Genomic DNA, 20,345 nt, shown 5'->3' with positions numbered 1-20,345 from the left:
GCGCAGCATTGCCAGAGCAGGAAACGTTGCTGGCGCTGAAAAACCCAGCATAGAAGCAGCAAGCTGGACAGGAACAGCAATGTCAGGGCCGGAGCCAGCGCATAGAGGTGTTCCTTGTCGACGATCATTTCAGCCCTCGCTGACGACGAATCTAAAACTGCCCAAGTACATGGCAGAACCCTTGTTTTAAGGTGCTTGCAGGTGGTGAGCGCAAGCTTTGCGACGTTTAGCGACGTTTTGCATGTGAATTAACAAATAAATACCAAAGAAGCGCAATAGGGTTTTGACTTTTCTTTAAAGACTTGATCGGTGACATAAATGGCGGCCTGACTGGAATTAAGCTCAGCAGAATGCGCAGGAATTCATCTGAACGAAAAAAGCACTCCGAAGAGTGCTTTTTAGGGGGGAATGAGTTTGGGGTGAGTGAGGTGTATGCCTCATGCACCCCTTGCTTTGTCAGACCTTTTTCAGATCAAAGCGGTCGAGGTTCATCACCTTGGTCCAGGCGGCCACAAAGTCTTTGTAGAACTTGTCCTGGTTACCCATTTCTGCATACACCTCGGTCACGGCGCGCAGGATGGCATTGGAGCCAAATACCAGGTCAACGCGGGTACCTGTCCACTTCTTGGCGCCGGTCTTGCGGTCCATGCCTTCGTAAGTGCCATCCTTCAGGTCAGTCCACTGGGTGGCCATGTCCAGAATGTTCACGAAGAAGTCGGTTGTCAGCTGGCCGGGATTTTCCGTCAGCACGCCGCGCTGACTGCCATCGGTGTTGATGTTGATGGAGCGCAAGCCGCCGATCAGCACAGTCATCTCAGGGGCGGTCAAGGTCATCAACTGCGCCTTGTCGATCAGCAGTGCCTCTGGCGATGCTGGGAACTTGCCTTGCAGATGGTTGCGGAAGCCGTCAGCCTTGGGCTCCAGATACTGGATTGAGTCCACATCGGTTTGAGCGGCAGATGCGTCGGTACGACCTGCGGTGAAAGGCACGGCAATGGTTACGCCCGCGTCGGCAGCGGCTTTTTCCACGCCCACGCCACCCGCCAGAACGATCAGGTCAGCCAGCGATATTTTGAACTCGGCACGGATGCTTTCCAGCTTTTCCAGAACCTTGGCCAATTGCGCTGGGTTGTTTGCAGCCCAGTCTTTTTGCGGAGCCAGACGAATGCGGGCACCGTTGGCGCCACCGCGCTTGTCGGAGCCGCGGAAGGTGGATGCCGAGGCCCAGGCTGTCCCAACCAGCTCCTGCACACTCAGGCCAGAGGCCAGAATTTTGGCCTTGATGGCGTTTACAGTGGCTTCGCTCACCGGCGCTTCTGCAGCGGCAGGCACCACGTCTTGCCACAGCAGCTCTTCCTTCGGAACTTCTGGGCCGATGTAGCGCGAGCGGGGGCCCAGATCGCGGTGAGTCAGCTTGAACCAGGCACGGGCAAAGGCTTCAGCAAATGCCTGTGGGTTCTCCAGAAAACGACGAGAAATCTTTTCGTAGGCGGGATCCACGCGCAAAGCGATGTCTGACGTCAGCATGGTGGGCTTGCGCATTGCGCCGCCAGCGTCGGGGGCGGGAATGATGTTGCCTGCATCCTTGGCGACCCACTGACCGGCACCGGCGGGGCTCTTCTCGCGTTCCCATTCAAAGCCGAACAGGTTTTCAAAGAAGAAATTGCTCCACTGGGTGGGGGTCTGTGTCCAGGTCACTTCCAGACCAGAGGTGATGGCGTCTGCCCCCTTTCCAGATCGGAAGGAGCTGGCCCAGCCAAGACCTTGTGCTTCCAGACCGGCAGCTTCAGGGGCGGCGCCTACGTGGGATGCATCGCCTGCGCCATGGGTCTTGCCGAAGGTGTGGCCACCCGCGATCAGGGCGACGGTTTCTTCGTCGTCCATGGCCATGCGGGCAAAGGTTTCGCGAATATCGCGGGCAGAAGCCAGCGGGTCGCCGTTACCGTCCGGGCCTTCCGGGTTCACGTAAATCAGGCCCATCTGAACAGCAGCCAGTGGGTTTTCCAGTTCGCGGTCGCCAGAGTAGCGGCTGTTGGCCTTTTCGCTCGTGGCCAGCCATTCTTTTTCAGCGCCCCAGTACACGTCCTGATCGGGTTCCCAGGTGTCGGTGCGACCGCCGGAGAAGCCGAAGGTGCGAAAGCCCATGGTTTCCAGCGCGACGTTGCCGCACAGCATCATCAGGTCGCCCCAGGAGATTTTGTCGCCGTACTTTTGCTTGAGGGGCCATAGCAGACGGCGAGATTTGTCGATGTTGACGTTGTCGGGCCAGCTATTCAGCGGCGCAAAACGCTGCTGAGCACGGGCTGCGCCACCACGGCCGTCTTGCACGCGGTAGGTGCCGGCTGCGTGCCAGGCCATGCGGATGAATTGAGGGCCGTAGTGACCGTAGTCGGCCGGCCACCAGTCCTGAGAGTCCGTCATCAGCTTGCGCAGATCGCGTTTGAGGCCTTCGTAGTCCAGCTTCTGAAATTCTTCAGCGTAGTTGAAATCTTCGCCCAGAGGGTTGCTCTTGGCGGAGTGCTGGCTCAGCAGTTCCACGCGCAGGCGATCTGGCCACCAGTGATCGTTGGTAGTTCCATTGCCGACGGCAGCGGTTGCGCTGTTCTGGCCTTGGTGGAAGGGGCACTTGGATTCTGTAGTCATGGGGCTCTCCGTTTCAACGATCCGACAAGTCGGTGGGGTTAGAAAACTGATGTTAATCATGAATTGATATCGATCAATTAACTTCGATAGCTGTTTGCAATTGATTGAGATGAATTATCAGTGCGGGGCACGCAAAACAGACGTTTTGCGCTATTGAAATTACTAAGCCCCGTCATAGTAATAAATGTGAGAGAGGCTTTTTTGACGGTCTTGCCGCAGCGCTTTGCTGCTTCAGACTACAGGTACGGCTTGAGTTTTCAAGCCTATGCGAGCGTGCGCATTTGCACAAGCGGAGATGTCAAATGCCGTGCTTGACCTACCGCTTGAGCAGCACTCACCCAGCCACCAGTTTGTGCACCAGATCGGCGGCCGTGGATGCGCCGTATTTACGCATCAGCCGGGCTCGGTAAATTTCTACCGTACGGTGGCTGATGGCCAGCGCCTTGCCGATCTCCTTGCTGGTCATGCCTTCGAGCAGGCGCGCCGCTACTTCGCGTTCGCGCCCTGTGAGTTCGGCTTTGACGGGGCGCTGGGCAGAGAGGTCTTCAAAGCTCCAGATGCCCGAAGCGTGCGGGTCATCGCGATCGAGGGTGCGGCCGCTGACATGGCACCAGAAGACCTCGCCATTGGCGCGCTTCATGATGCGGTTGTCCGAATAGATGCCTGTGGTGTTGAGAATGGGGGCGATGCGCGCGCCCAGCCGTTCGTATTCATCCACGCTTGGGTAAAGCACCTGGAACGTCTGGCCTATGAGTACCTCGCGCGATGCATGGAACATTTCACATAACTGCCGATTGCAGTCGATCATGATGCGGTTGCGCGAAATGACAAGACCGACGGGGGCTGAGTCAAACGCCAACTGGTAATCCACATTCATAGTACTGCTCTTTACGAAAAACTACTTACTTGAGTACGTAGTATCGTAGAGCATCCCAAATAAAGGAGACATGTGTGAAAAAGCTCTACCCATCCGCAGAGGCAGCGCTGCAAGGCGTTGTGGCTGACGGGCAATTGCTGGCCGTTGGCGGCTTTGGCTTGTGCGGCATTCCTGAAGCCCTGATCGACGCTGTGTGCGCCAGTGGCGTCAAGAATCTCACAGTGGCTTCCAACAATGCCGGCGTGGACGGCATTGGTCTGGGCAAGCTGCTGGACACCCGCCAGATCAAACGCATGATCGCCAGCTACGTGGGCGAGAACAAAGAGTTCGAGCGCCAGTACCTGGCCGGTGAGCTGGAGCTGGAATTCACGCCCCAGGGCACGCTGGCCGAGAAAATGCGCGCTGGCGGCGCAGGCATCCCCGCGTTCTTTACCAAGACTGGCGTGGGCACGCTGGTGGCTGAGGGTAAAGAGCTGCGCGAGTTTGATGGCGAAACCTATGTGATGGAGCGCTCCATCGTGGCCGATGTGTCCCTGGTCAAGGCCTGGCGCGCGGACAAGAGCGGCAACTTGCAGTTCCGCCTGACGGCTCGCAACTTCAACCCTGCTGCGGCAACCTGCGGCAAGGTCTGTGTGGTGGAAGTGGAAGAGCTGGTGGAAGTAGGCGAGATCGCGCCTGACGACATCCACCTGCCAGGCATCTATGTGCACCGCATCGTGCACAACGCCAATCCCGAAAAGCGCATCGAAAAGCGCACCATCACTGAGAAGAAATAAGGAGCTGTCATGCCTTGGACCCAAGACCAGATGGCCGCGCGCGCGGCCCAAGAACTCGAAGACGGCTTCTACGTCAACCTCGGTATCGGCATTCCTACACTGGTGGCGAATCACACCGGCGACAAGGAAGTGTGGCTGCAGTCTGAAAACGGCATGCTGGGCATTGGCCCCTTCCCGACAGAAGACCAGGTCGATGCCGACCTGATCAATGCTGGCAAGCAGACCGTGACCACCATTGCTGGCTCGTCCATCTTTGGCAGCGACCAGTCGTTTGCCATGATTCGTGGCGGCAAGATCAACCTGTCCATTCTTGGCGCTATGCAGGTGTCCGAAAAGGGCGACCTGGCCAACTGGATGATTCCCGGCAAGATGGTCAAGGGCATGGGCGGCGCCATGGACCTGGTGGCGGGCGTCAAGCGCGTCATCGTGCTGATGGAACATGTGGCCAAGAAAAAGGACGGCACTACCGATCTGAAGATCTTGCCCGCCTGCACCCTGCCGCTGACTGGCGTGGGCGTGGTGGGCCGCATCATCACCGACCTGGGTGTGATGGACGTGACTCCCGAAGGCCTGAAGTTGGTGGAACTGGCCGACGGCGTGAGTTTTGAAGAGATCCAGTCCAAGACGGGCGTGACGCTGATTCGCTAAGCAAGTCAGGCTGAACCCCAGAAGAACCGCCTAGGCGGTTCTTTTTTTGTCCATTGTTTGCAGCTTTGATAGCTGAAAGCGTATGCAGATAAAGCGCTTCGGGCTGATTTGCTTGAATAATGTGACAAAAATTATTGCAGTCTGCAACAATTGAGATCAGTTCAGCAGATAGAAAAAAGAGTGCTTTGATGAGTCAGAACGCAGCTGGGGTGGGGCACGCGACCGATGTGCATTTTTTGCGAGCCGTCACCGATATGGCAGAGCACACGAATGTGGTGACGGGCGACGCCATCTATACCGATAAAGGTATGAAGCTTGTGGACAAAGGGACCCGCGTGGATAGCCGCCTCTATGACCGCCTTGTCATGCACAAGCTGCGTGACCCTATCGATAACAGCCTTGTTGCTGACAGCTTGGTGGATATTGCATCGCTGCTTGCTCTGGCACGTCAGCAATGCGAGCAGGTTGACATGCTGAGCCGCATGGTCAAGTCTGTGGGCGATGTGGAGCGCCTGCTGGCACCGCTCAAAGGCTTGCTGCTGCCGCCGGCCATTGCTTTCAAACTGACCGTCATGCGTGAGCAGCGCAGTGAGCTTTTTCAACACAGCCTGCAGATGGCGCTGGTGTCGATTTTTCTGGCCCTTAAAAACGGCTGGACAGAGCGGGAATGCGTGCCACTGACCACGGCGGCGCTGCTGCACGATGTAGGGATGCTCTATATGGATCCGGCGTGGACCGATCCGGAGCACCGCCTGAGCGGCGAAGAGCGCAAGCACCTAGTCGCACATTCCGTGACAGCCATGCTTGTGGTACGCAGCACCGAGCTGTACTCGCGTGCCGTCGAAATCGCCGTACTGGAACACCATGAGCGCATGGATGGCACGGGCTATCCGCGCGGCATCAAGGGCGATGCCATCTCGCCCATGGGGCAGGTGCTGCTGCTGGCCGAGGTGGTCTCTGCCTTCTTTGAAAAGTTCACGGACATGCCGGGTCAGCGCCTGTCGCTGATGCTGCGCATGAACCACAAGAGCTACCCCTCGAATCTGGTGCACCAGATTCTGCCGTTGCTCTACGACGAAATCAGTCCTGGTCAGCCGCTGGAGCCGCTGCAGGCGGAGTTCTCTCACAGCATCACCGCGCTGGAAGCAGCGCTGGGCAAGTGGACCGAGCTCAAGCGCGACTTCCCCGTGCAATGGCAGCAAATGCCGGATGCGCAGGCTGCAGCTCTGCTGGATTTCAGTTTGGCGCAGCTGCAAAAACAGCTGGCCGAAGCAGGCTCTCACCCCAGCCAGCAAGTGCATGTGCTGACTTATTTGAAGGACGATGCACTGGGCATGAGCGAGCTGACGCTGGTCAACCGCGAAGCCCTGTGGCAGCTGCAGACCATCATGAATGACTGTCTGCGCCGCCGGCCGGCGCCGGATCACGGTGGATCAATGTTTGATGTCGCAGCGGTCGACTGGTGTGAGGCCTGTGCCCAACTGATGCCGCATGCGGGTGCAGCAGAGATGCATTCTGGAAAGCAGTCACTGAACTGACCGAGTTGCGGCCAAAGAGCAGAGTCTGTCAACTCAAGTTTGATTGCTGAAGGCGCTTGATCAGAAAGCGCAAAGCCGCGATTTCAATCGGAATTTTTTGCATCACGCCGCCATGCAGCATGCTTTCCCTTTTTGCTTTCGGTTTTTGAGAATTCTATTCTGATAGTGCATGGTAGTTGAGGCCAAAGGGTTGTAGGCATCTGCAGTCTTGCATTGGGTCTTGTTCTGCGGAAAAACACAAACCGAGTCGGCAAGGAGTTGCCTTGATCAAAGGAGAAACCGGTGCGCCAGCAAGAACGCAGTCGGCTTGCCATGCTCTGGTTTCTATGTATTCCAAATCTCGAATTAAAAAAGGACAATGAGTTAAATTTTGTTGAGCAATCCATTGTGTTTCGATGATGGATTTCTTGTGATCCCTGCTGAATATTGCACACCATGAATCTGAGTCCAGCCGCCTTCTATCGAGGCACCTTGTTTGCCTGCGCCGCAGCCTTGTTGGGAGGCTCGCTGCACGCGCAAACCGCCTATCCCAGCAAACCGATTCGCATTGTGGTGGCCTATGCTCCAGGTGGCTCGGTCGATATGGTGGGACGCGTGATTGGCGATGTTTTGGCCAAGCAGCTGGGTACCACCGTGGTGATCGAGAACGTGCCCGGAGCCGCCGGTGTGGTGGGCGCTCAGCGCGTGGTGTCTGCCAAGCCCGATGGCTATACCTTGCTGGCGGGCTCCAGCAACGAGATGGCCGGTACCAAGTTTGTCAATGCCGCGCAAAAGTACGATCCGGCGGTCGACCTGACACCAATTGCGCTGATGGCCTCAGCCCCCAATCTGTGGGTGGCGGGAGCCCATGTGCCGGTCAAGAATATTGATGAATTCATCAAGCTGGCCAAGGCCAGTCCCGGCAAGTACAGCTATGGCAGCCCTGGCATTGGTTCCACGCCGCATTTTTCAGGCGAGCTGATCAAGAAGACAGCCGGTGTCCATCTGGTTCACATCCCCTATAAGGGATCGCCTGCGATGACTGCCGATCTAGGTGGCGGCAATCTGGATTTCGCCATTCTCTCGCCCATGGCCTCGGCGCCTCTGGTGCAGTCGGGCAAGATCAAGATTCTGGGTGCCACCACGGCCGAGCGCATCAGCACTCTGAAGAGCGTGCCTGCGCTGGCCGAACATCCTGCGCTCAAAGGCTATGCGCTTAGCGGCTGGTTTGCGTTGGCAGCGCCCAAGGGCGTTCCCGCAGACATCGTTGCCAGCCTGCAAAAAGCGGTACAGGCCGGTCTGGCCGATCCTGCCATCCGCCAGAGGCTGGAAGTTGCAGGTACCCCGCCAGCCAGCGGTACCGAAAGCCTCTCCCAGGTCATTCGCACCGACATGGGTAAATATGCCGAGCTGGTGAAGTTTGCCAAGATTACGCCAGATAACTGAGCGACATTTCGCTATACAAAAAACGCCTCGCTGTGAGGCGTTTTTTTGTTTCAACGCCGTTTTTGCTTGCTGGCGCTAGCAGCTATCAAATAAATAGTGCATGAATGCCGCTGGGCTGGGGTCTGCAATACCGCGGTTGCATGCACCGTCTCTGGGCCTGTCTGCTGTTTGTGCCCCTTATGCGGGCAGCTTGCTTGATAGGTCTGCACCACGGCAGGGAGGTGCCTGGATTTCATGCGTCCAAGTCAGGACTGATCCTCTTTGAAGTGGCGCAAATTTGCAGGGAATACCCGCTTCTGGCACGGCTTTCGCTTATCTACATTCTTGTATGCAAGTTTCTGAAGAACTTGCATACAAGAATTTCTAACTTGCGAAAGACGACTATGCGCCGCTTTGCCAAATCACTTTTCGGACAGGTGGTGATCGCACTCATCTTGGGTGTGCTCGCCGGACTATTGGCCCCTGAATGGGCCGCCAAACTCAAGCCCTTGGGCGATGGCTTCATCAAGCTCATCAAGATGATCATCCCCGTGCTGGTGTTTTGCGTGGTGGTGCATGGCATCGCGGGCGCAGGCGATCTCAAGCGCGTGGGCCGTGTCGGCGTCAAGGCGCTGATCTACTTTGAGGTGCTGACCACCATCGCCCTGGCACTGGGTCTGGTGCTGGCCTTTGTCTTTCAGCCCGGCACGGGCATGAACGTGGACACGAGCAAACTCGATGCCTCGGCCATGAGCGCTTATGCCAGCAATGCCGACAAGCTGACCAGCGGCGGCACGGTGGACTTTTTGATGAAGCTCATACCGACCACGGTGGTTCAGGCCTTTGCTACGGGAGATGTGCTGCAGGTGCTGCTGTTTGCTGTGTTGTTCGGCTGCGGCCTGAGCATGCTGGGCGAGCGAGGTGCTCCCGTGAGCGCGTTTATCGACACGCTGTCGCATGTGCTGTTCAAGATCATGGGCATCATCATCAAGCTGGCGCCTCTGGGTGTGCTGGGTGCGATCTCGTTTACCGTGGGCCAGTACGGCATAGGCTCGCTCAAGCAGCTGGGCATGCTGGTGCTGCTGTTCTATGTGGCCGTGGCCTTTTTCGTTTTCGTGGTGCTGGGTCTGGTGATGCGTCTGTCGGGCTTCAGCCTGATCAAGCTGCTGCGCTATCTGCGCGAGGAGTTGGCCGTGGTCTTTGCCACCACATCGTCCGACAGCGTGCTGCCCCAGATCATGGCCAAGCTGCGCAACATGGGTGTGCGTGACTCCACCGTGGGCCTGGTGATCCCCACGGGCTACTCCTTCAATCTTGATGCCTTCTCCATCTACATCACGCTGGCTGCCGTGTTCATCGCCCAGGCAACGAATACGCCCATCGGCATGGCCGATCTGCTGACCATTCTGGCCATCGCCCTGGTCACGTCCAAGGGCGCCCATGGTGTGCCGGGCTCGGCTATCGTGGTTCTGGCCGCCACCTTGCATGCGATTCCTGCGATTCCCGCCATCGGATTGGTGCTGGTATTGTCTGTAGACTGGTTCATGGGCATTGCCCGTGCCGTCGGCAATCTGATCGGCAACTGTGTAGCCACCGTGGCCATCGCCGCCTGGGAAGGTGATATCGATCGTGAACGCGCCCATGCGGTGCTCGACGGTCTGGTTGACAATCCCGAGTCTGCCGATGTCCCCAGCCCGGCGCCGCTTGCTCAGCCGGTTTCTCCCATCCTTCCTCCTCACCCCGTCGTCTAATGAATCCTGTATCCCCCCTGCATATCGCCGAGCGCGTGGTGGAATCCATCCTGGCCCAGAAACTGGCGCCCGGCGAACGCCTGGGGGAGCAGGAGCTGGCCGACAATTTCGCCGTCAGCCGCACCATGGTGCGTGAGGCGCTGATGCAGTTGCAGGCGCGCGGCTTTGTACAGGTTCAGCCAAGGCGGGGCTGGTATGTGGTTCAGCCCACGGTGGAGGAAGCGCAGGACGCCTTTGCCGCGCGGCGCATCATCGAGACCGGCATCTTGAGCGAAGCCGGTCGCCCCATGCAAAGTGTGATTGGCCAGCTGCGCCGCCACATCGCCCAGGAGCAGCAGGTTATAGAAGGCGCCGATGCCGCCACGCGCGCCTTTTTGCTGGCCGACTTCCATGTCTGCCTGGCCGAGCAAATGGGTCACCGACTGCTGGCATTGACGCTGCGCGATCTCACTGCCCGCACCACGCTGGCCGCCACGCTTTACCAATCTACGCATAGCGCAAACCAGTCCTGTGCCGAGCACGAGCGCATCGTGGCTGCATTGGAACGAGGCGATACCGAAGCGGCCAAGACCTTGATGCTGGAGCATATCGGCATGGTGGAGCGCTCGCTGGATATCCGTCCACCCGGGCCTCTTCCTGTCGCTGGTGACCGCCTGCGTGCCACGCTGGCACCGGTCAGCGCAGAGCTGCTTGCGGATTCTGCGTTGGCAGGCAGGGAAAAGCCGGTCGTCTAAGGTCTCGGCGGTCTTGTTCGGGCAGACGCCTGGGGTGATGGGGTGCAAGTCGTTGGAGGCCCCTTCGCGCACTAAAATTGCGCGCCATGCACAACTCTCATGATCCTAAAGTCTTGCCGCAGCGCGATGGCGTCAGCCCCAGCTGCGTGGTAGCACCCAGTCAGGGCGAGGGCTTGTTGATCGATTTTCTGTGCGAACGCCTGCACACGGTGGGCCGGGCTGAATGGCTGCGCCGCATTGCGGTGGGTGAGGTGGTGTGCGAGACGGGAGAGCGAGCTGGGCAGGGCAGCTTGTTTGCCCCCGGCCTGCGCTATTACTACTACCGCAATCTGGAGAGTGAGCCCGAGATTCCATTTGCGGTCGAGGTAATCTATCGTGACGAGCATTTGCTGGTTGCAGACAAGCCGCATTTTCTGCCTGTGGTGCCTGCGGGCCAGTATCTGCAAAACACCTTGCTCGTGCGCTTGAAGCGCGAATTTGATGTGCCCGAGCTCTCTCCCATTCACCGCATAGACCGCGACACGGCGGGGCTGGTGGTGTTTTCGGTGCAGCGTGCTACGCGGGGCGTGTATCAGGCCTTGTTCAGAGAGCGAAGCATTCACAAGACCTATGAGGCGGTGGCACCTTACCGGGCTGATCTGACATTCCCGCGTGAGCATGTGAGCCGCATGGAGGAAAGCAGCCAGTTCTTTCGCATGCATGAGGTGGCGGGCGAACCCAATAGCCGCACGCAGATGGAAATCATCGAGCACAACGACGCATGGGCGCGCTACCGGCTCAGCCCGGTATCCGGCAAGCGCCACCAGTTGCGCGTGCATATGCTGGCGCTGGGCCTGCCGTTGAAGGGCGATGCGCTGTATCCCGAGGTCAACGACGCGCTTCCGGGTGACTACTCCAACCCATTGCAACTGCTGGCGCGCAGCCTGGCGTTTGATGACCCGCTGACCGGGTTACGCCGTGAATTTTTCAGCCGTCGCAACCTGCTGCCGCTGATCTAAAAAACCACTTTTGCCGACCCTGAACAGGCAAGGGGGAAATGTCAGCATGATCATTATCGGACAAAGTTGTCCGATAATGGCTGCCATGTCCACACCACGCCCTACATCCGCCGAACGCCGCGCCCAGTTGCTGGATGCGGCCGATGCCGTATTTGCCGAGCATGGTGTGACTGCGCCACTGGACTTGATTGTGGAGCGCGCCCAGGTGGGGCGGGCCACCCTGTACCGCCAGTTCCCAGATCGTCAGGCCATCATGCGGGCGCTGCTGGAGCGTTCGGTAGAGAAGACTCGCACCGCTGCCTTTGCACTGCGCGATGACGATATGGCCTTCTTCAAGCTACTGGCGCTGGTGGCGGATCGCATCGCTGTGTCTGCCACGCTGGTCGATTACTGGCGCAAGGTAGAGCAGGGCGACGAGGAAATCGCTCGGGCACGCCACCAGATGTGGCTGGTGTTTGAAGAGCCCATGAAGCGCGCCGTGGCCAAAGGCTTGTGCAAGCAGACGCTGAGCTCCAAAGAGCTTTCACTGGTGTTTGGCATGCTGGGTGGTGCACTTCGCGGCGAAACTCCTGCGCAGCGCAAACAACTGGCCCGCCGCGCTCTGCAAATCATTCTGGATGGAATCAAGGCCTGAGACGGTATGAGCCAAGCTGCAGCACCAACCCCCAGTACTGCTTCCGCAGCTCCGGCCATCCCTCTAGGCCCTGTCATCTTGCTGCGTCGCCCGCCGGACTGGGCCGAGCATGAAAAACCTGCGCTTCCCGGCTCGCCCGCCATGCCGCATCACCTGCCGTGGGTGCGCGTCTGCTATGGGCTGATTGCCGTTTTGCTTGGCCTGACCGGTGGTCTGGGTAATGCTTTATTTAGCGCCAATCTGCCAACGATTCAGGGGCAAATGGGCCTGACTTCGGTCGAAGCCGCATGGCTGAGCGGCGCTTACGTCATGTTCAATATGACGGCCAATCTGCTGGTCTACAAATTTCGCCAGCAATTCGGCATGCGCTTGTTTACAGAAATCGGGCTGGGTGTTTACGCCGCGCTCAGCGTGCTGCATCTGGTGCTGGGTAGTTATGAAAGCCTGATTTTGTTGCGCGCCGCCAGCGGCTTGGCTGCGGCGGCTTGCACCTCACTGTGTACGCTCTACATGCTGCAGGCTGCGCCGCGCACCTATGTGCTCAAGATGCTGGTGCTGGGCGTGGGCGTGGTGCAACTGGCCACACCGCTGGCCTGGATCATGTCGCCGGGGCTGCTCTACAACAGCGAATGGCAAAACCTCTATCTGTTTGAAGCCGGGCTGGCGCTGCTTTCGTTTGCTGCCGTGGTGGTGCTCAAACTGCCCTCGGGCATGTATATCAAAGCCTTTGAAAAGCTGGACTTCGTCACCTTCTGCCTCATGGTGCCTGGCCTGGGCCTGCTGATTGCCGTGCTGGTACAGGGCTATTCGCGCTGGTGGTTTGATGCGCCCGCTCTGGCGTGGATGCTGGTGGGCGCGATTGCGCTGCTCAGTACGGCGCTCTACATCGAACACCACCGCGCCAACCCCATGCTTCATACGCGCTGGTTTATGCAGTGGCCTACCGTGCGTTTTGTGGTGGGTGCTATCTTGCTGCGTTTTTTAACGGCTGAGCAAAGCTACGGCGTGGTGGGCTTGATGCGCACACTGGGCATGACCACCGATCAGATGCAGCCGCTGTTTGGCGTCATTTTGCTGGGCACCATGATCGGGATTGGCTTGTCTGCGGCCACCTTCGGCATTCCTCATTTAGGCAAGCAGATTCTGGCTGCTCTGGTGCTGCTGGCGCTGGCCGCTTTTATGGACTTGCACCACACCAGTCTGGATCGGCCCGCAGACTTTTTCTTCAGCCAGTTTGTGCTGGCCGTCGGCACAGGCATCTTCATGGGGCCGCTGATGATGATGGGCTTGGCACTGGGCCTTAAATACGGCGCCAACCACATGCTCACCGTGGTGCTGACTTTTTCCATGACGCAGGCCATGGGCGGCCTGATCGGCTCGGCTTTGCTGAGCACTTATCAGGCGCACCGCCAGCAGGTTTACTCCGTCGCGCTGGTCGATCAGCTCAGGCCAACCGACCCCATAGTGGCCGAGCGGCTCAAGCTACAAGGGCAGGTCTATGGTCGCGTTACCCCAGACACAGCCATGCGTGCCAATCAAGGCACGCTGCAGCTGTCGCAAGTCGTGCGGCGCGAGGCCAATATGCGTGCTTATAACGATGTGTTTGCACTGACCGCTTGCATCGCCATGGGCTACTTGCTCTGGCTGCTGTGGGGTGCTTTGAATGTGCGCCGTGCCATGGCTAGGCTGCGCGCCCTGACGCGGCTCAGCGGCAATCAAGTTGTGGCTGCAGCAGGTACGGATGGCGTACCCCAGCGTGCGCCATCTGTCGCCAGCACCGCTGCCAGCACTATTGCCACGGCTGTAGAGAGATCAACCGAGCCAGCCCACGCCGGCCGCGTGACCGTCGTCGTGCAGCCCACAGAAACCGATGCTCGGGGCGATGTGGAGGAGGGCAAGCAAACCCCTTCCTCCAGCCCCGTGCGAACGATCGTGATTGAAGGCGAGCAGGCACAGCAGTTGACTGCCGCAGCGCAAGCGGCAGAGGCAGGTGAAAAGGCCGTTCTGGCCAGCCGCGACCCGCTGCAAGACAACCCGCATGCCCTTGCGCTTGAAGAAGCGCTGGAGCGAAAGATCGCTTCGCAAGCCCCGGCCAATGAACTCAAACCGATAACACCAAGAGATTGAGCATGAGCGACAGTCAAAAAACTACCTCTCCCGCCAAGGCGTCCGCACCATCGCCAGCACCGGCTCCGGCCGCAACTCCGGCTTCGGCTTTGCCCCCCACGCCCAAGAAAATCAGTCCCTCACTGCGCAGCGTGCTCATCATGGCTGTGGTGGCGCTGGCCGGCATCTTGCTGGTGTTGCGTGCCTGGAATCTTTTCCCCTTCAATAGTTCGGTGGTGACGACGGACAACGCCTATGTGCGCGGCGCTGTCACCGTGCTGGCGCCGCAGGTCAACGGCTATGTGACCGAGGTGCTGGTCAAGGACTACGAACAGGTCAAGGCCGGCCAGCCGCTGGTGCGCATTGACAGCCGCACTTATGAAGCTGCGGTGGCGCAGGCTCAGGCCCAATTGGCTAACGCACAGGCGCAGCTCAGCAACTCGGAACAGGCGCAGGCCCAGAACAGGGCCACGCTGGGTGCCAGCCGCGCGGGTCTGGCGGCGGTGCAGGCTGAGGCAGAACGCTCGCAAGCAGAACTCAAGCGCGTGCAGGAGCTGGCCGAGCGCGGCTCGGTTTCATTGAATGAACGCGACAAGGTGCGCGCCACCTCGCGCATGGCCAGTACCAATGTGGCCAAGGCACAGGCCGATATCGAAATCAATCAAGAAAAAATCAAGGCCACCACCGTGGGCCGCGATTCGCTCAAGGCGCAGGTGCAGATGGCAGAGGCCCAGCTGCGTCAGGCCCAGATCAATCTGGACAATACCGTGGTTCACGCGCCCAGCAACGGCCAGGTCAGCGAAGTGTCCGTGCGCATGGGGCAGTACGTGGCGGCGGGGACCCAGCTCATGTATGTGGTGCCGCCCACCTTCTGGGTGGTGGCCAATTTCAAGGAAACGCAGACCGCCCATGTGCAGATGGGGCAGGCCGTGCGCTTTAGCGTGGATGCACTGGGCGGCGTGCACCTGAATGGTCATGTGCAGGAGATCGCTCCGGCCACGGGCTCTGAGTTCAGCGTGCTCAAGGCCGATAACGCCACTGGCAATTTCACCAAGGTGGTGCAGCGCCTGCCCATCAAGATATCTATTGATGAAGGCCAGAGCGAAGCCGCGCGCCTGCGCCCCGGCATGTCGGTGATCGTGCGCCTTGATACGGCACAAAATACGTCGCAAAAAGTAGAGCAATCTGCGCTTTCCCAGAAAGTGGTGGAGGCCGATTTGACTCAAAAATCTGCAGCGCCTGCTGCCGAGCAGGTCAAGCCATGAAGCGCCCTATGAATGTCCTGATGCGGCGTGCCGTGTCCATGGCCGCAGCGCTGCTGCTGACTGCTTGCAGCGTACCCCGTCTGACCCATGCCCCCACCAGCGCTCAGCCCGCTGTGCCTGCAAGCTGGAGCCAGTCCGGCAACAAGGCTGCGGTCGTGCAAGCCCAGTGGTGGCAAGCCTTTGCGGATGCGCAATTGAGCCGCTGGATCGCGCTGGCGCTGGAGCGTAATAACGACGTACTCACCGCCATGGCACGTGTCGATGAGGCGCGTGCCAATGTCGATGTGGCCGGTGCGAGCGCCATGCCTCAGCTCGCCGTCAGTGCGCCGGGCTCGGCCAACCGCAGCCTGAGCGCCAGGACCGGCCAGATGGTGCATGTGCGTTCGGCCCAGCCGGTGCTGCAAGCCAGCTGGGAGCTGGATTTGTGGACCCGACTGGGCAGCTTGAGCAAAGCGGCTGATCTGCGCCTGCAGGCAAGCCAGGCCGACCGCGATGCCGTGCAGCTCATGGTGGCAGCCACCACGGCCCAGGCCTATATCGGCCTGCGATCGTTGCAGGCACAAATCTCTGTAGCTCAGTCCACCGTGCATTCGCGTGAAGAGGCTGTGCGCCTGCTCACCGATCAGGTACGTGTGGGCTATATCTCGCAGTTGCAGCAAAGTCAGGCGCTGGCTGAGCTGGAAAGCGTCAAGCAATCGCTGGAGCAGCTGACTCTGGCGCTGCAGCGCCAACGCATTGCGCTGATGCAGCTGGTGGGTGGCTCTGGTGATGCGCAGGCGCAAGAGCTGGTGCAGGCCACGATGGCGGATGGTGCCGCTTTCAACGCCATAGCCCTGCCTGTGATGCCAGCGCCGGGTTTGCCATCCAGCTTGCTGGAGCGCCGCCCCGACATCGCCCGCGCCCAGTTTCAACTGGCAGCCAGCGACAGCAACCTGGCCGCGCAGCGCGCCGCCTTTTTGCCACAAGTGAGTTTGAGCGCCAACCTGGGCAGCCTGTTCATCAACGCGCTGGATTACAACCCGGCGCGGATCTGGTCACTGGGCGGCAGCATTCTCGCGCCGCTTTTCAGCGGAGGGCGCCTGCAAGGCCAGTTCGATGCCGCCAGTGCCCAGCGCGATCAGGCGGCCTACGCCTATCGCGGTGTGGTCATCAAAGCCTTTGGCGATGTGGAGACGGCGCTGGTCAGCACCGAGCACCTGCAAACCCAGTGGCAGCGAGCCAAAGATCGTGAAAAAGTGCTGAGCCAGACGCTGGGCTTTGCCAAAGACCGCTACGACGCAGGTTATGCCAGCTATCTGGACCAGCTGGATGCGCAGCGCAATCTGTTCGGCGTGCAGCAAGAAGTGGTGCGCCTGCGCCAGTCGCAGCTGGAAAATGCGGTGGCGCTGTATCAGGCACTGGGCGGCGGCTGGCAGAGTTCAGCCCAGTCGCCAGAGACTCAGGCCGCCTTGAAATAAAACCACGCACCCCAGGCCAGCGCAACCAGTATCAGCGCGAGCCAGAGGGTGCCGTGGCTGCTCTTGACCTCACCCGGCGCGCTTGATGCGGCATTGCGCGGGGTGGGTTGATGCAGGGCTGCTTCCAGGTTCAAGGGTTCGCCCTGCATGGCTTCGTCTATGCGCTCCTTGGCCTCGGCCAGTCCAAGCCCTGTGGCTTCTTTGAGCAGCTTGACGGCTTCCAGCTTGTTGCCGCTGGCCATGGCGGCGTGAATGCGCAGCTCGGCGTTGGCGGGTATGGCACTGTTCATTGCCAGCGGTGAATCTGCGGCACCGGCATTGGCAGATTCAAGCAGCTGCTTGGCCTCAGCCAGCCCCAGGCCGCTTTGCTCGCGCAGCAGCTTGATGGCCAGCACCTTGCTGCCACTGTTCCAGATGGAGAGGATTTCGGCGGGAACCAGTGTGCTCATGCGCGCTTTCCTTTAGAGGCCGGGCCGGCCGGCGGTTGATATGCCAAGGCTTGCAGCTTAACGTCTGTCTGATTCCGGCCTGTCATTGCCAATGCTTAGGAATTCATAGCGTCATGCGCAGGTAATCGCTGGACTTGAGCCTGATCTTATCGAAAGTGGAAGCCGCGACCGGTACCGATACTGGTCGATCTAGGTTGGCCGTCCAGGCGCCGTAAGTGCGCAAAGCCATGGTGTGCAAGGCGGCGATATGCAGTGGCAACTGGGCCAGAATCTGGGCTTTGCTTTGCACCGCTGGGCCTTGGGCCTGGAGCAACTCGTCATGACCGTCGCTGCACCATTGGCGCACGCTGGCTTCGGTTACCTCCAGATGGCCTTGAAACGCCCAGTGGCGACCATGGACAAAGCCTTTGTTCAGGCAATGCTGTCCGTACATGGTGCGCGTGGCGGCCTGGGGAATCTCAAAGGTGTCGTAATGCCAGTTGAACAGGATGGCTTGCGCGGGCAAATCCATCAGCTTCTGGGCGCATGGCGTGATGTGGACCTGACTCCAGCCGATATTGGGGCAGGGGTTGCGCCAGACGCGTGCACCCATGGCGCGGGCCAGCATCTGGGCTCCAAAGCAGTGACCAAGCACGGGAACATCGTGCTGCAGCGCGCTTTGCAGCAGGCAGCGTTCATCGTCGATCCAGCGCAGCTGTTCGTTGGCGCAATGGTTGCTGCCCAGCACGATGATGCCGCGATAGTCGCGCGCATCGGCTGGCGCCGAGCCTTGGGCGCAGGGGTCCAGCAACACATGGGCAATGTCTTGCTGACGCAGATGATCCAGCAGGATGCCGGGGCCTTGCGATGCTTCATGCTGGAGGATGGCGACAGGCTTCATACGGGGGGCGGGCTTGAAAGCTCAAGCCGGTGGTTGCGAAGCCTTGAATCTAGGGGTTCGGGTCTCAAGGCCTTGTATGCTTTGCGCTGTCTGCTATCAAGATTGCGTCAAGAGCAAGGGCGCTGAGCCATGGAGTACAGAGGCTTTTCAATTTCTCCAGCCATGCCATACTGACCCGAAGCCGCGCGCCGGAACGCGGCCTCTATCACTGCAAAGCACCGCTATGTCACAGAACAATCATGGGCTTCAGGGGGATGGAACCAAGGGGCAGGGCAGCAGCCAGTCGGCTTTGACACTGGCGGCTCTGGGGGTGGTTTTTGGCGATATCGGCACCAGCCCGCTTTACGCCTTCAAAGAGGCGTTTGTAGGCGGCCACGGGCTGGGGGTCTCGCCAGAGAATGTGCTGGCCGCGCTTTCGGCGCTGCTCTGGGCCTTGATCATCATCGTGGCTATCAAATATGTCTGGCTGGTGCTCAGCCATGACAACGATGGCGAAGGCGGCGTGCTGGCCCTGACCGCGCTGGCGCATCGGGTGATGGGGGATGAGTCCCGGCGCTCGCGCTTTGTCGTGGGGGCGGGCGTGTTTGCTGCGGCGCTTTTCTATGGCGATGCCATCATCACCCCGGCCATTTCGGTGCTGTCGGCTGTCGAGGGCATGAGCATTGCCACGCCAGAGTTTGAGCACTTCATCGTGCCCATCACCATCGGTATTTTGATCGGCCTGTTTTCCATTCAGATGAAGGGCACCAGCGTGGTGGGCAAGCTGTTTGGGCCGGTCACCGTCGTCTGGTTTCTCTGCATTGCCTGGGTGGGTGTGGCCAGTATTTTGCAAACGCCTATGGTGCTGCAGGCCGTCAATCCGGCGCATGCGCTGCGCTTTGCGGTGCAGCACACGGACAAGGCTTTCTTCCTGCTCTCCGCCGTGTTTCTGGCCATGACCGGGGCCGAGGCGCTGTATGCCGATATGGGCCACTTCGGCAGCCGCGCCGTGCGGCTGGGCTGGTACGGGCTGGTGTTCCCCAGCCTGATTCTGAATTACTTTGGTCAGGGCGCGCTGATACTGCGTGATGCGGCGGCGGCCAGCAATCCCTTCTTTTTGCTGGCCTCGCCTTCGTGGCTGCTGGTCTTTGTTGTCCTGGCGACGGCGGCGACGGTGATTGCCTCGCAGGCCACCATTTCGGGTGCGTATTCCATGACGCTGCAGGCCAGCCGCCTCGGCTATCTGCCGCGCGTGCGTGTGCTGCACACCTCGGACCAGGAGCAGGGCCAGATCTACATTCCCAGCGTGAACTGGCTAATGCTGCTGGCGGTGATTGCGCTGGTGCTGGCCTTCAAATCCTCGGGCGCGCTGGCGGCGGCCTATGGCATTGCGGTATCGGGCACCATGCTCATCACCACCATGCTGGTGGGCTTTGTGGTATATCTAGGAAGGCGCCCCTTCAGGCGGGTGACGCTGGCTGCGCTGGCCTGCTTTGCGCTGCTGGAGATTGGATTTTTTGCCTCCAACCTGACCAAGCTGGAGCAGGGCGGCTGGCTGCCGCTGACGCTGGGCGCGCTCATCTTCATCGCGCTGACCACCTGGCGCGACGGCACGCACCGGGTTGCCGAGCACCGGCGGCGACTTGATATACCCATGGCTGATTTTCTGAGCACGCCCATGAAAGGCGTGCCCGTGGTGTCTGGCACGGCGGTGTATCTGACTTCAGACCCCAAGCTGGTGCCTAACGCGCTGTTCCACAATCTCAAACACTTCAAGGTCATGCATGAGCAGACGGTGTTTTTGCACGTGGTCAACGAGAACACGCCGTATGTGCACACCGCGCAGCGCCTGCAGCTCAAGCGCCTGTGCAGTGGCGTGTGGACGCTGGACATGCATTTTGGCTTTCGCGAGCAGCCCGATATTCCCAGCGCTCTGAAGCTGATCAAACCGGATGCGGAAGGCGAAACGCCCAACCTCAACCCCATGACCACCAGCTTCTTTGTGGCCCGTGTGCAGGTGGTGAGCGGGCCGGGTGGTCTACCCAGCTGGCGCTGCGCCCTGTTTGGCTGGATGACGCGGCAGTCCGCAAGCGCCACCACGTATTTCAAGCTGCCTGCGAACCAGGTGGTGGAGCTGGGTACGCAGGTCGTGCTTTAAACCGATAGACGAATCGGTCTATAGCAGCCAAGGCCCAAGCAGATTGAG

16 protein-coding genes are annotated in these 20,345 nt (G+C 59.7%); 12 read left to right on the top strand and 4 right to left on the bottom strand.

What is annotated here, in order from left to right; all coding sequences use genetic code 11:
- Positions 1 to 456 precede the first annotated feature (456 nt).
- Both katG and RSF91_RS15740 read right to left on the bottom strand, forming a co-directional pair.
- On the bottom strand, positions 457 to 2,643 hold the full coding sequence (gene katG / locus RSF91_RS15745) for a catalase/peroxidase HPI (RefSeq protein ID WP_332569303.1): 2,187 nt from the start codon (positions 2,641 to 2,643) through the stop codon (positions 457 to 459).
- A 334-nt stretch (positions 2,644 to 2,977) separates the two neighbouring features.
- Entirely contained in the window at positions 2,978 to 3,520 is a 543-nt protein-coding gene (locus RSF91_RS15740) for a PAS and helix-turn-helix domain-containing protein (RefSeq protein WP_099737070.1), read from the bottom strand.
- 74 nt (positions 3,521 to 3,594) lie between these two features.
- On the opposite strand from RSF91_RS15740, the gene RSF91_RS15735 reads away from it, so the two are divergent.
- From RSF91_RS15735 to RSF91_RS15685, 11 genes are all read left to right on the top strand, one after another.
- Positions 3,595 to 4,296 (top strand): CoA transferase subunit A, encoded by a 702-nt coding sequence (locus RSF91_RS15735; protein WP_332569302.1) that lies wholly within the window; start codon positions 3,595 to 3,597, stop codon positions 4,294 to 4,296.
- Between the two features lie 9 nt (positions 4,297 to 4,305).
- Positions 4,306 to 4,944 (top strand): 3-oxoacid CoA-transferase subunit B, encoded by a 639-nt coding sequence (locus RSF91_RS15730; RefSeq protein ID WP_169107113.1) that lies wholly within the window; start codon positions 4,306 to 4,308, stop codon positions 4,942 to 4,944.
- A gap of 188 nt (positions 4,945 to 5,132) precedes the next feature.
- The gene (locus tag RSF91_RS15725; protein ID WP_332569301.1) at positions 5,133 to 6,482 is read left to right on the top strand and encodes an HD-GYP domain-containing protein; all 1,350 of its coding nucleotides are present in this window, start codon (positions 5,133 to 5,135) and stop codon (positions 6,480 to 6,482) included.
- Between the two features lie 435 nt (positions 6,483 to 6,917).
- On the top strand, positions 6,918 to 7,907 hold the full coding sequence (locus RSF91_RS15720; RefSeq protein ID WP_332569300.1) for a Bug family tripartite tricarboxylate transporter substrate binding protein: 990 nt from the start codon (positions 6,918 to 6,920) through the stop codon (positions 7,905 to 7,907).
- 383 nt (positions 7,908 to 8,290) lie between these two features.
- Entirely contained in the window at positions 8,291 to 9,637 is a 1,347-nt protein-coding gene (locus RSF91_RS15715) for a C4-dicarboxylate transporter DctA (RefSeq protein ID WP_332569304.1), read from the top strand.
- Positions 9,637 to 10,371 carry a GntR family transcriptional regulator gene (locus tag RSF91_RS15710; RefSeq protein WP_332569299.1) on the top strand — a complete coding sequence of 245 codons (735 nt, stop codon included), beginning with the start codon at positions 9,637 to 9,639 and terminating at the stop codon, positions 10,369 to 10,371. The genes RSF91_RS15715 and RSF91_RS15710 overlap by 1 nt, the downstream gene beginning before the upstream one ends.
- Positions 10,372 to 10,457: 86 nt before the next feature.
- Positions 10,458 to 11,369, top strand: coding sequence for a pseudouridine synthase (locus tag RSF91_RS15705; RefSeq protein WP_332569298.1), 912 nt, complete (start codon positions 10,458 to 10,460; stop codon positions 11,367 to 11,369).
- An 85-nt stretch (positions 11,370 to 11,454) separates the two neighbouring features.
- Positions 11,455 to 12,003: a TetR/AcrR family transcriptional regulator gene (locus RSF91_RS15700; protein ID WP_332569297.1), complete on the top strand. Its 549-nt coding sequence runs from the start codon at positions 11,455 to 11,457 to the stop codon at positions 12,001 to 12,003.
- Positions 12,004 to 12,009: 6 nt separating this feature from the next.
- Complete coding sequence (locus RSF91_RS15695) at positions 12,010 to 14,130, top strand: MFS transporter (protein ID WP_332569296.1); 2,121 nt, start codon at positions 12,010 to 12,012, stop codon at positions 14,128 to 14,130.
- Between the two features lie 2 nt (positions 14,131 to 14,132).
- Positions 14,133 to 15,374, top strand: coding sequence for an HlyD family secretion protein (locus RSF91_RS15690; protein WP_332569295.1), 1,242 nt, complete (start codon positions 14,133 to 14,135; stop codon positions 15,372 to 15,374).
- Complete coding sequence (locus RSF91_RS15685; protein ID WP_332569294.1) at positions 15,371 to 16,831, top strand: efflux transporter outer membrane subunit; 1,461 nt, start codon at positions 15,371 to 15,373, stop codon at positions 16,829 to 16,831. Before RSF91_RS15690 ends, RSF91_RS15685 begins: the two co-directional genes overlap by 4 nt.
- Here the strand turns inward: RSF91_RS15685 and RSF91_RS15680 are convergent.
- Both RSF91_RS15680 and RSF91_RS15675 read right to left on the bottom strand, forming a co-directional pair.
- A complete protein-coding gene (locus RSF91_RS15680) occupies positions 16,813 to 17,280 on the bottom strand; it encodes a hypothetical protein (RefSeq protein ID WP_332569293.1) in 468 nt (155 codons plus the stop codon). The two genes, RSF91_RS15685 and RSF91_RS15680, sit on opposite strands and share 19 nt — an antisense overlap.
- Positions 17,281 to 17,383: 103 nt before the next feature.
- Positions 17,384 to 18,160, bottom strand: coding sequence for a type 1 glutamine amidotransferase (locus RSF91_RS15675; protein ID WP_332569292.1), 777 nt, complete (start codon positions 18,158 to 18,160; stop codon positions 17,384 to 17,386).
- Between the two features lie 223 nt (positions 18,161 to 18,383).
- Here RSF91_RS15675 and RSF91_RS15670 point away from each other — a divergent pair, with 223 nt between their 5' ends.
- Positions 18,384 to 20,297, top strand: coding sequence for a potassium transporter Kup (locus RSF91_RS15670; protein WP_332569291.1), 1,914 nt, complete (start codon positions 18,384 to 18,386; stop codon positions 20,295 to 20,297).
- Positions 20,298 to 20,345: the final 48 nt, after the last annotated feature.

This window comes from Comamonas sp. (assembly GCF_036643215.1).
Taxonomy (GTDB): domain Bacteria; phylum Pseudomonadota; class Gammaproteobacteria; order Burkholderiales; family Burkholderiaceae_C; genus Comamonas.
The sequence above is the reverse complement of the archived record's forward strand: the minus strand, read 5'-3'. Positions and strand labels throughout refer to the sequence as shown.

Excerpts from the sequence above, each read along its gene's own strand:
- katG (WP_332569303.1), bottom strand. The coding sequence starts at position 2,643 with ATGACTACAGAATCCAAGTGCCCCTTCCACCAAGGCCAGAACAGCGCA.
- RSF91_RS15740 (WP_099737070.1), bottom strand. The coding sequence starts at position 3,520 with ATGAATGTGGATTACCAGTTGGCGTTTGACTCAGCCCCCGTCGGTCTT.
- RSF91_RS15730 (WP_169107113.1), top strand. The coding sequence starts at position 4,306 with ATGCCTTGGACCCAAGACCAGATGGCCGCGCGCGCGGCCCAAGAACTC.
- RSF91_RS15725 (WP_332569301.1), top strand. The coding sequence starts at position 5,133 with ATGAGTCAGAACGCAGCTGGGGTGGGGCACGCGACCGATGTGCATTTT.
- RSF91_RS15720 (WP_332569300.1), top strand. The coding sequence starts at position 6,918 with ATGAATCTGAGTCCAGCCGCCTTCTATCGAGGCACCTTGTTTGCCTGC.
- RSF91_RS15715 (WP_332569304.1), top strand. The coding sequence starts at position 8,291 with ATGCGCCGCTTTGCCAAATCACTTTTCGGACAGGTGGTGATCGCACTC.
- RSF91_RS15710 (WP_332569299.1), top strand. The coding sequence starts at position 9,637 with ATGAATCCTGTATCCCCCCTGCATATCGCCGAGCGCGTGGTGGAATCC.
- RSF91_RS15705 (WP_332569298.1), top strand. The coding sequence starts at position 10,458 with ATGCACAACTCTCATGATCCTAAAGTCTTGCCGCAGCGCGATGGCGTC.
- RSF91_RS15700 (WP_332569297.1), top strand. The coding sequence starts at position 11,455 with ATGTCCACACCACGCCCTACATCCGCCGAACGCCGCGCCCAGTTGCTG.
- RSF91_RS15695 (WP_332569296.1), top strand. The coding sequence starts at position 12,010 with ATGAGCCAAGCTGCAGCACCAACCCCCAGTACTGCTTCCGCAGCTCCG.
- RSF91_RS15690 (WP_332569295.1), top strand. The coding sequence starts at position 14,133 with ATGAGCGACAGTCAAAAAACTACCTCTCCCGCCAAGGCGTCCGCACCA.
- RSF91_RS15685 (WP_332569294.1), top strand. The coding sequence starts at position 15,371 with ATGAAGCGCCCTATGAATGTCCTGATGCGGCGTGCCGTGTCCATGGCC.
- RSF91_RS15680 (WP_332569293.1), bottom strand. The coding sequence starts at position 17,280 with ATGAGCACACTGGTTCCCGCCGAAATCCTCTCCATCTGGAACAGTGGC.
- RSF91_RS15675 (WP_332569292.1), bottom strand. The coding sequence starts at position 18,160 with ATGAAGCCTGTCGCCATCCTCCAGCATGAAGCATCGCAAGGCCCCGGC.
- RSF91_RS15670 (WP_332569291.1), top strand. The coding sequence starts at position 18,384 with ATGTCACAGAACAATCATGGGCTTCAGGGGGATGGAACCAAGGGGCAG.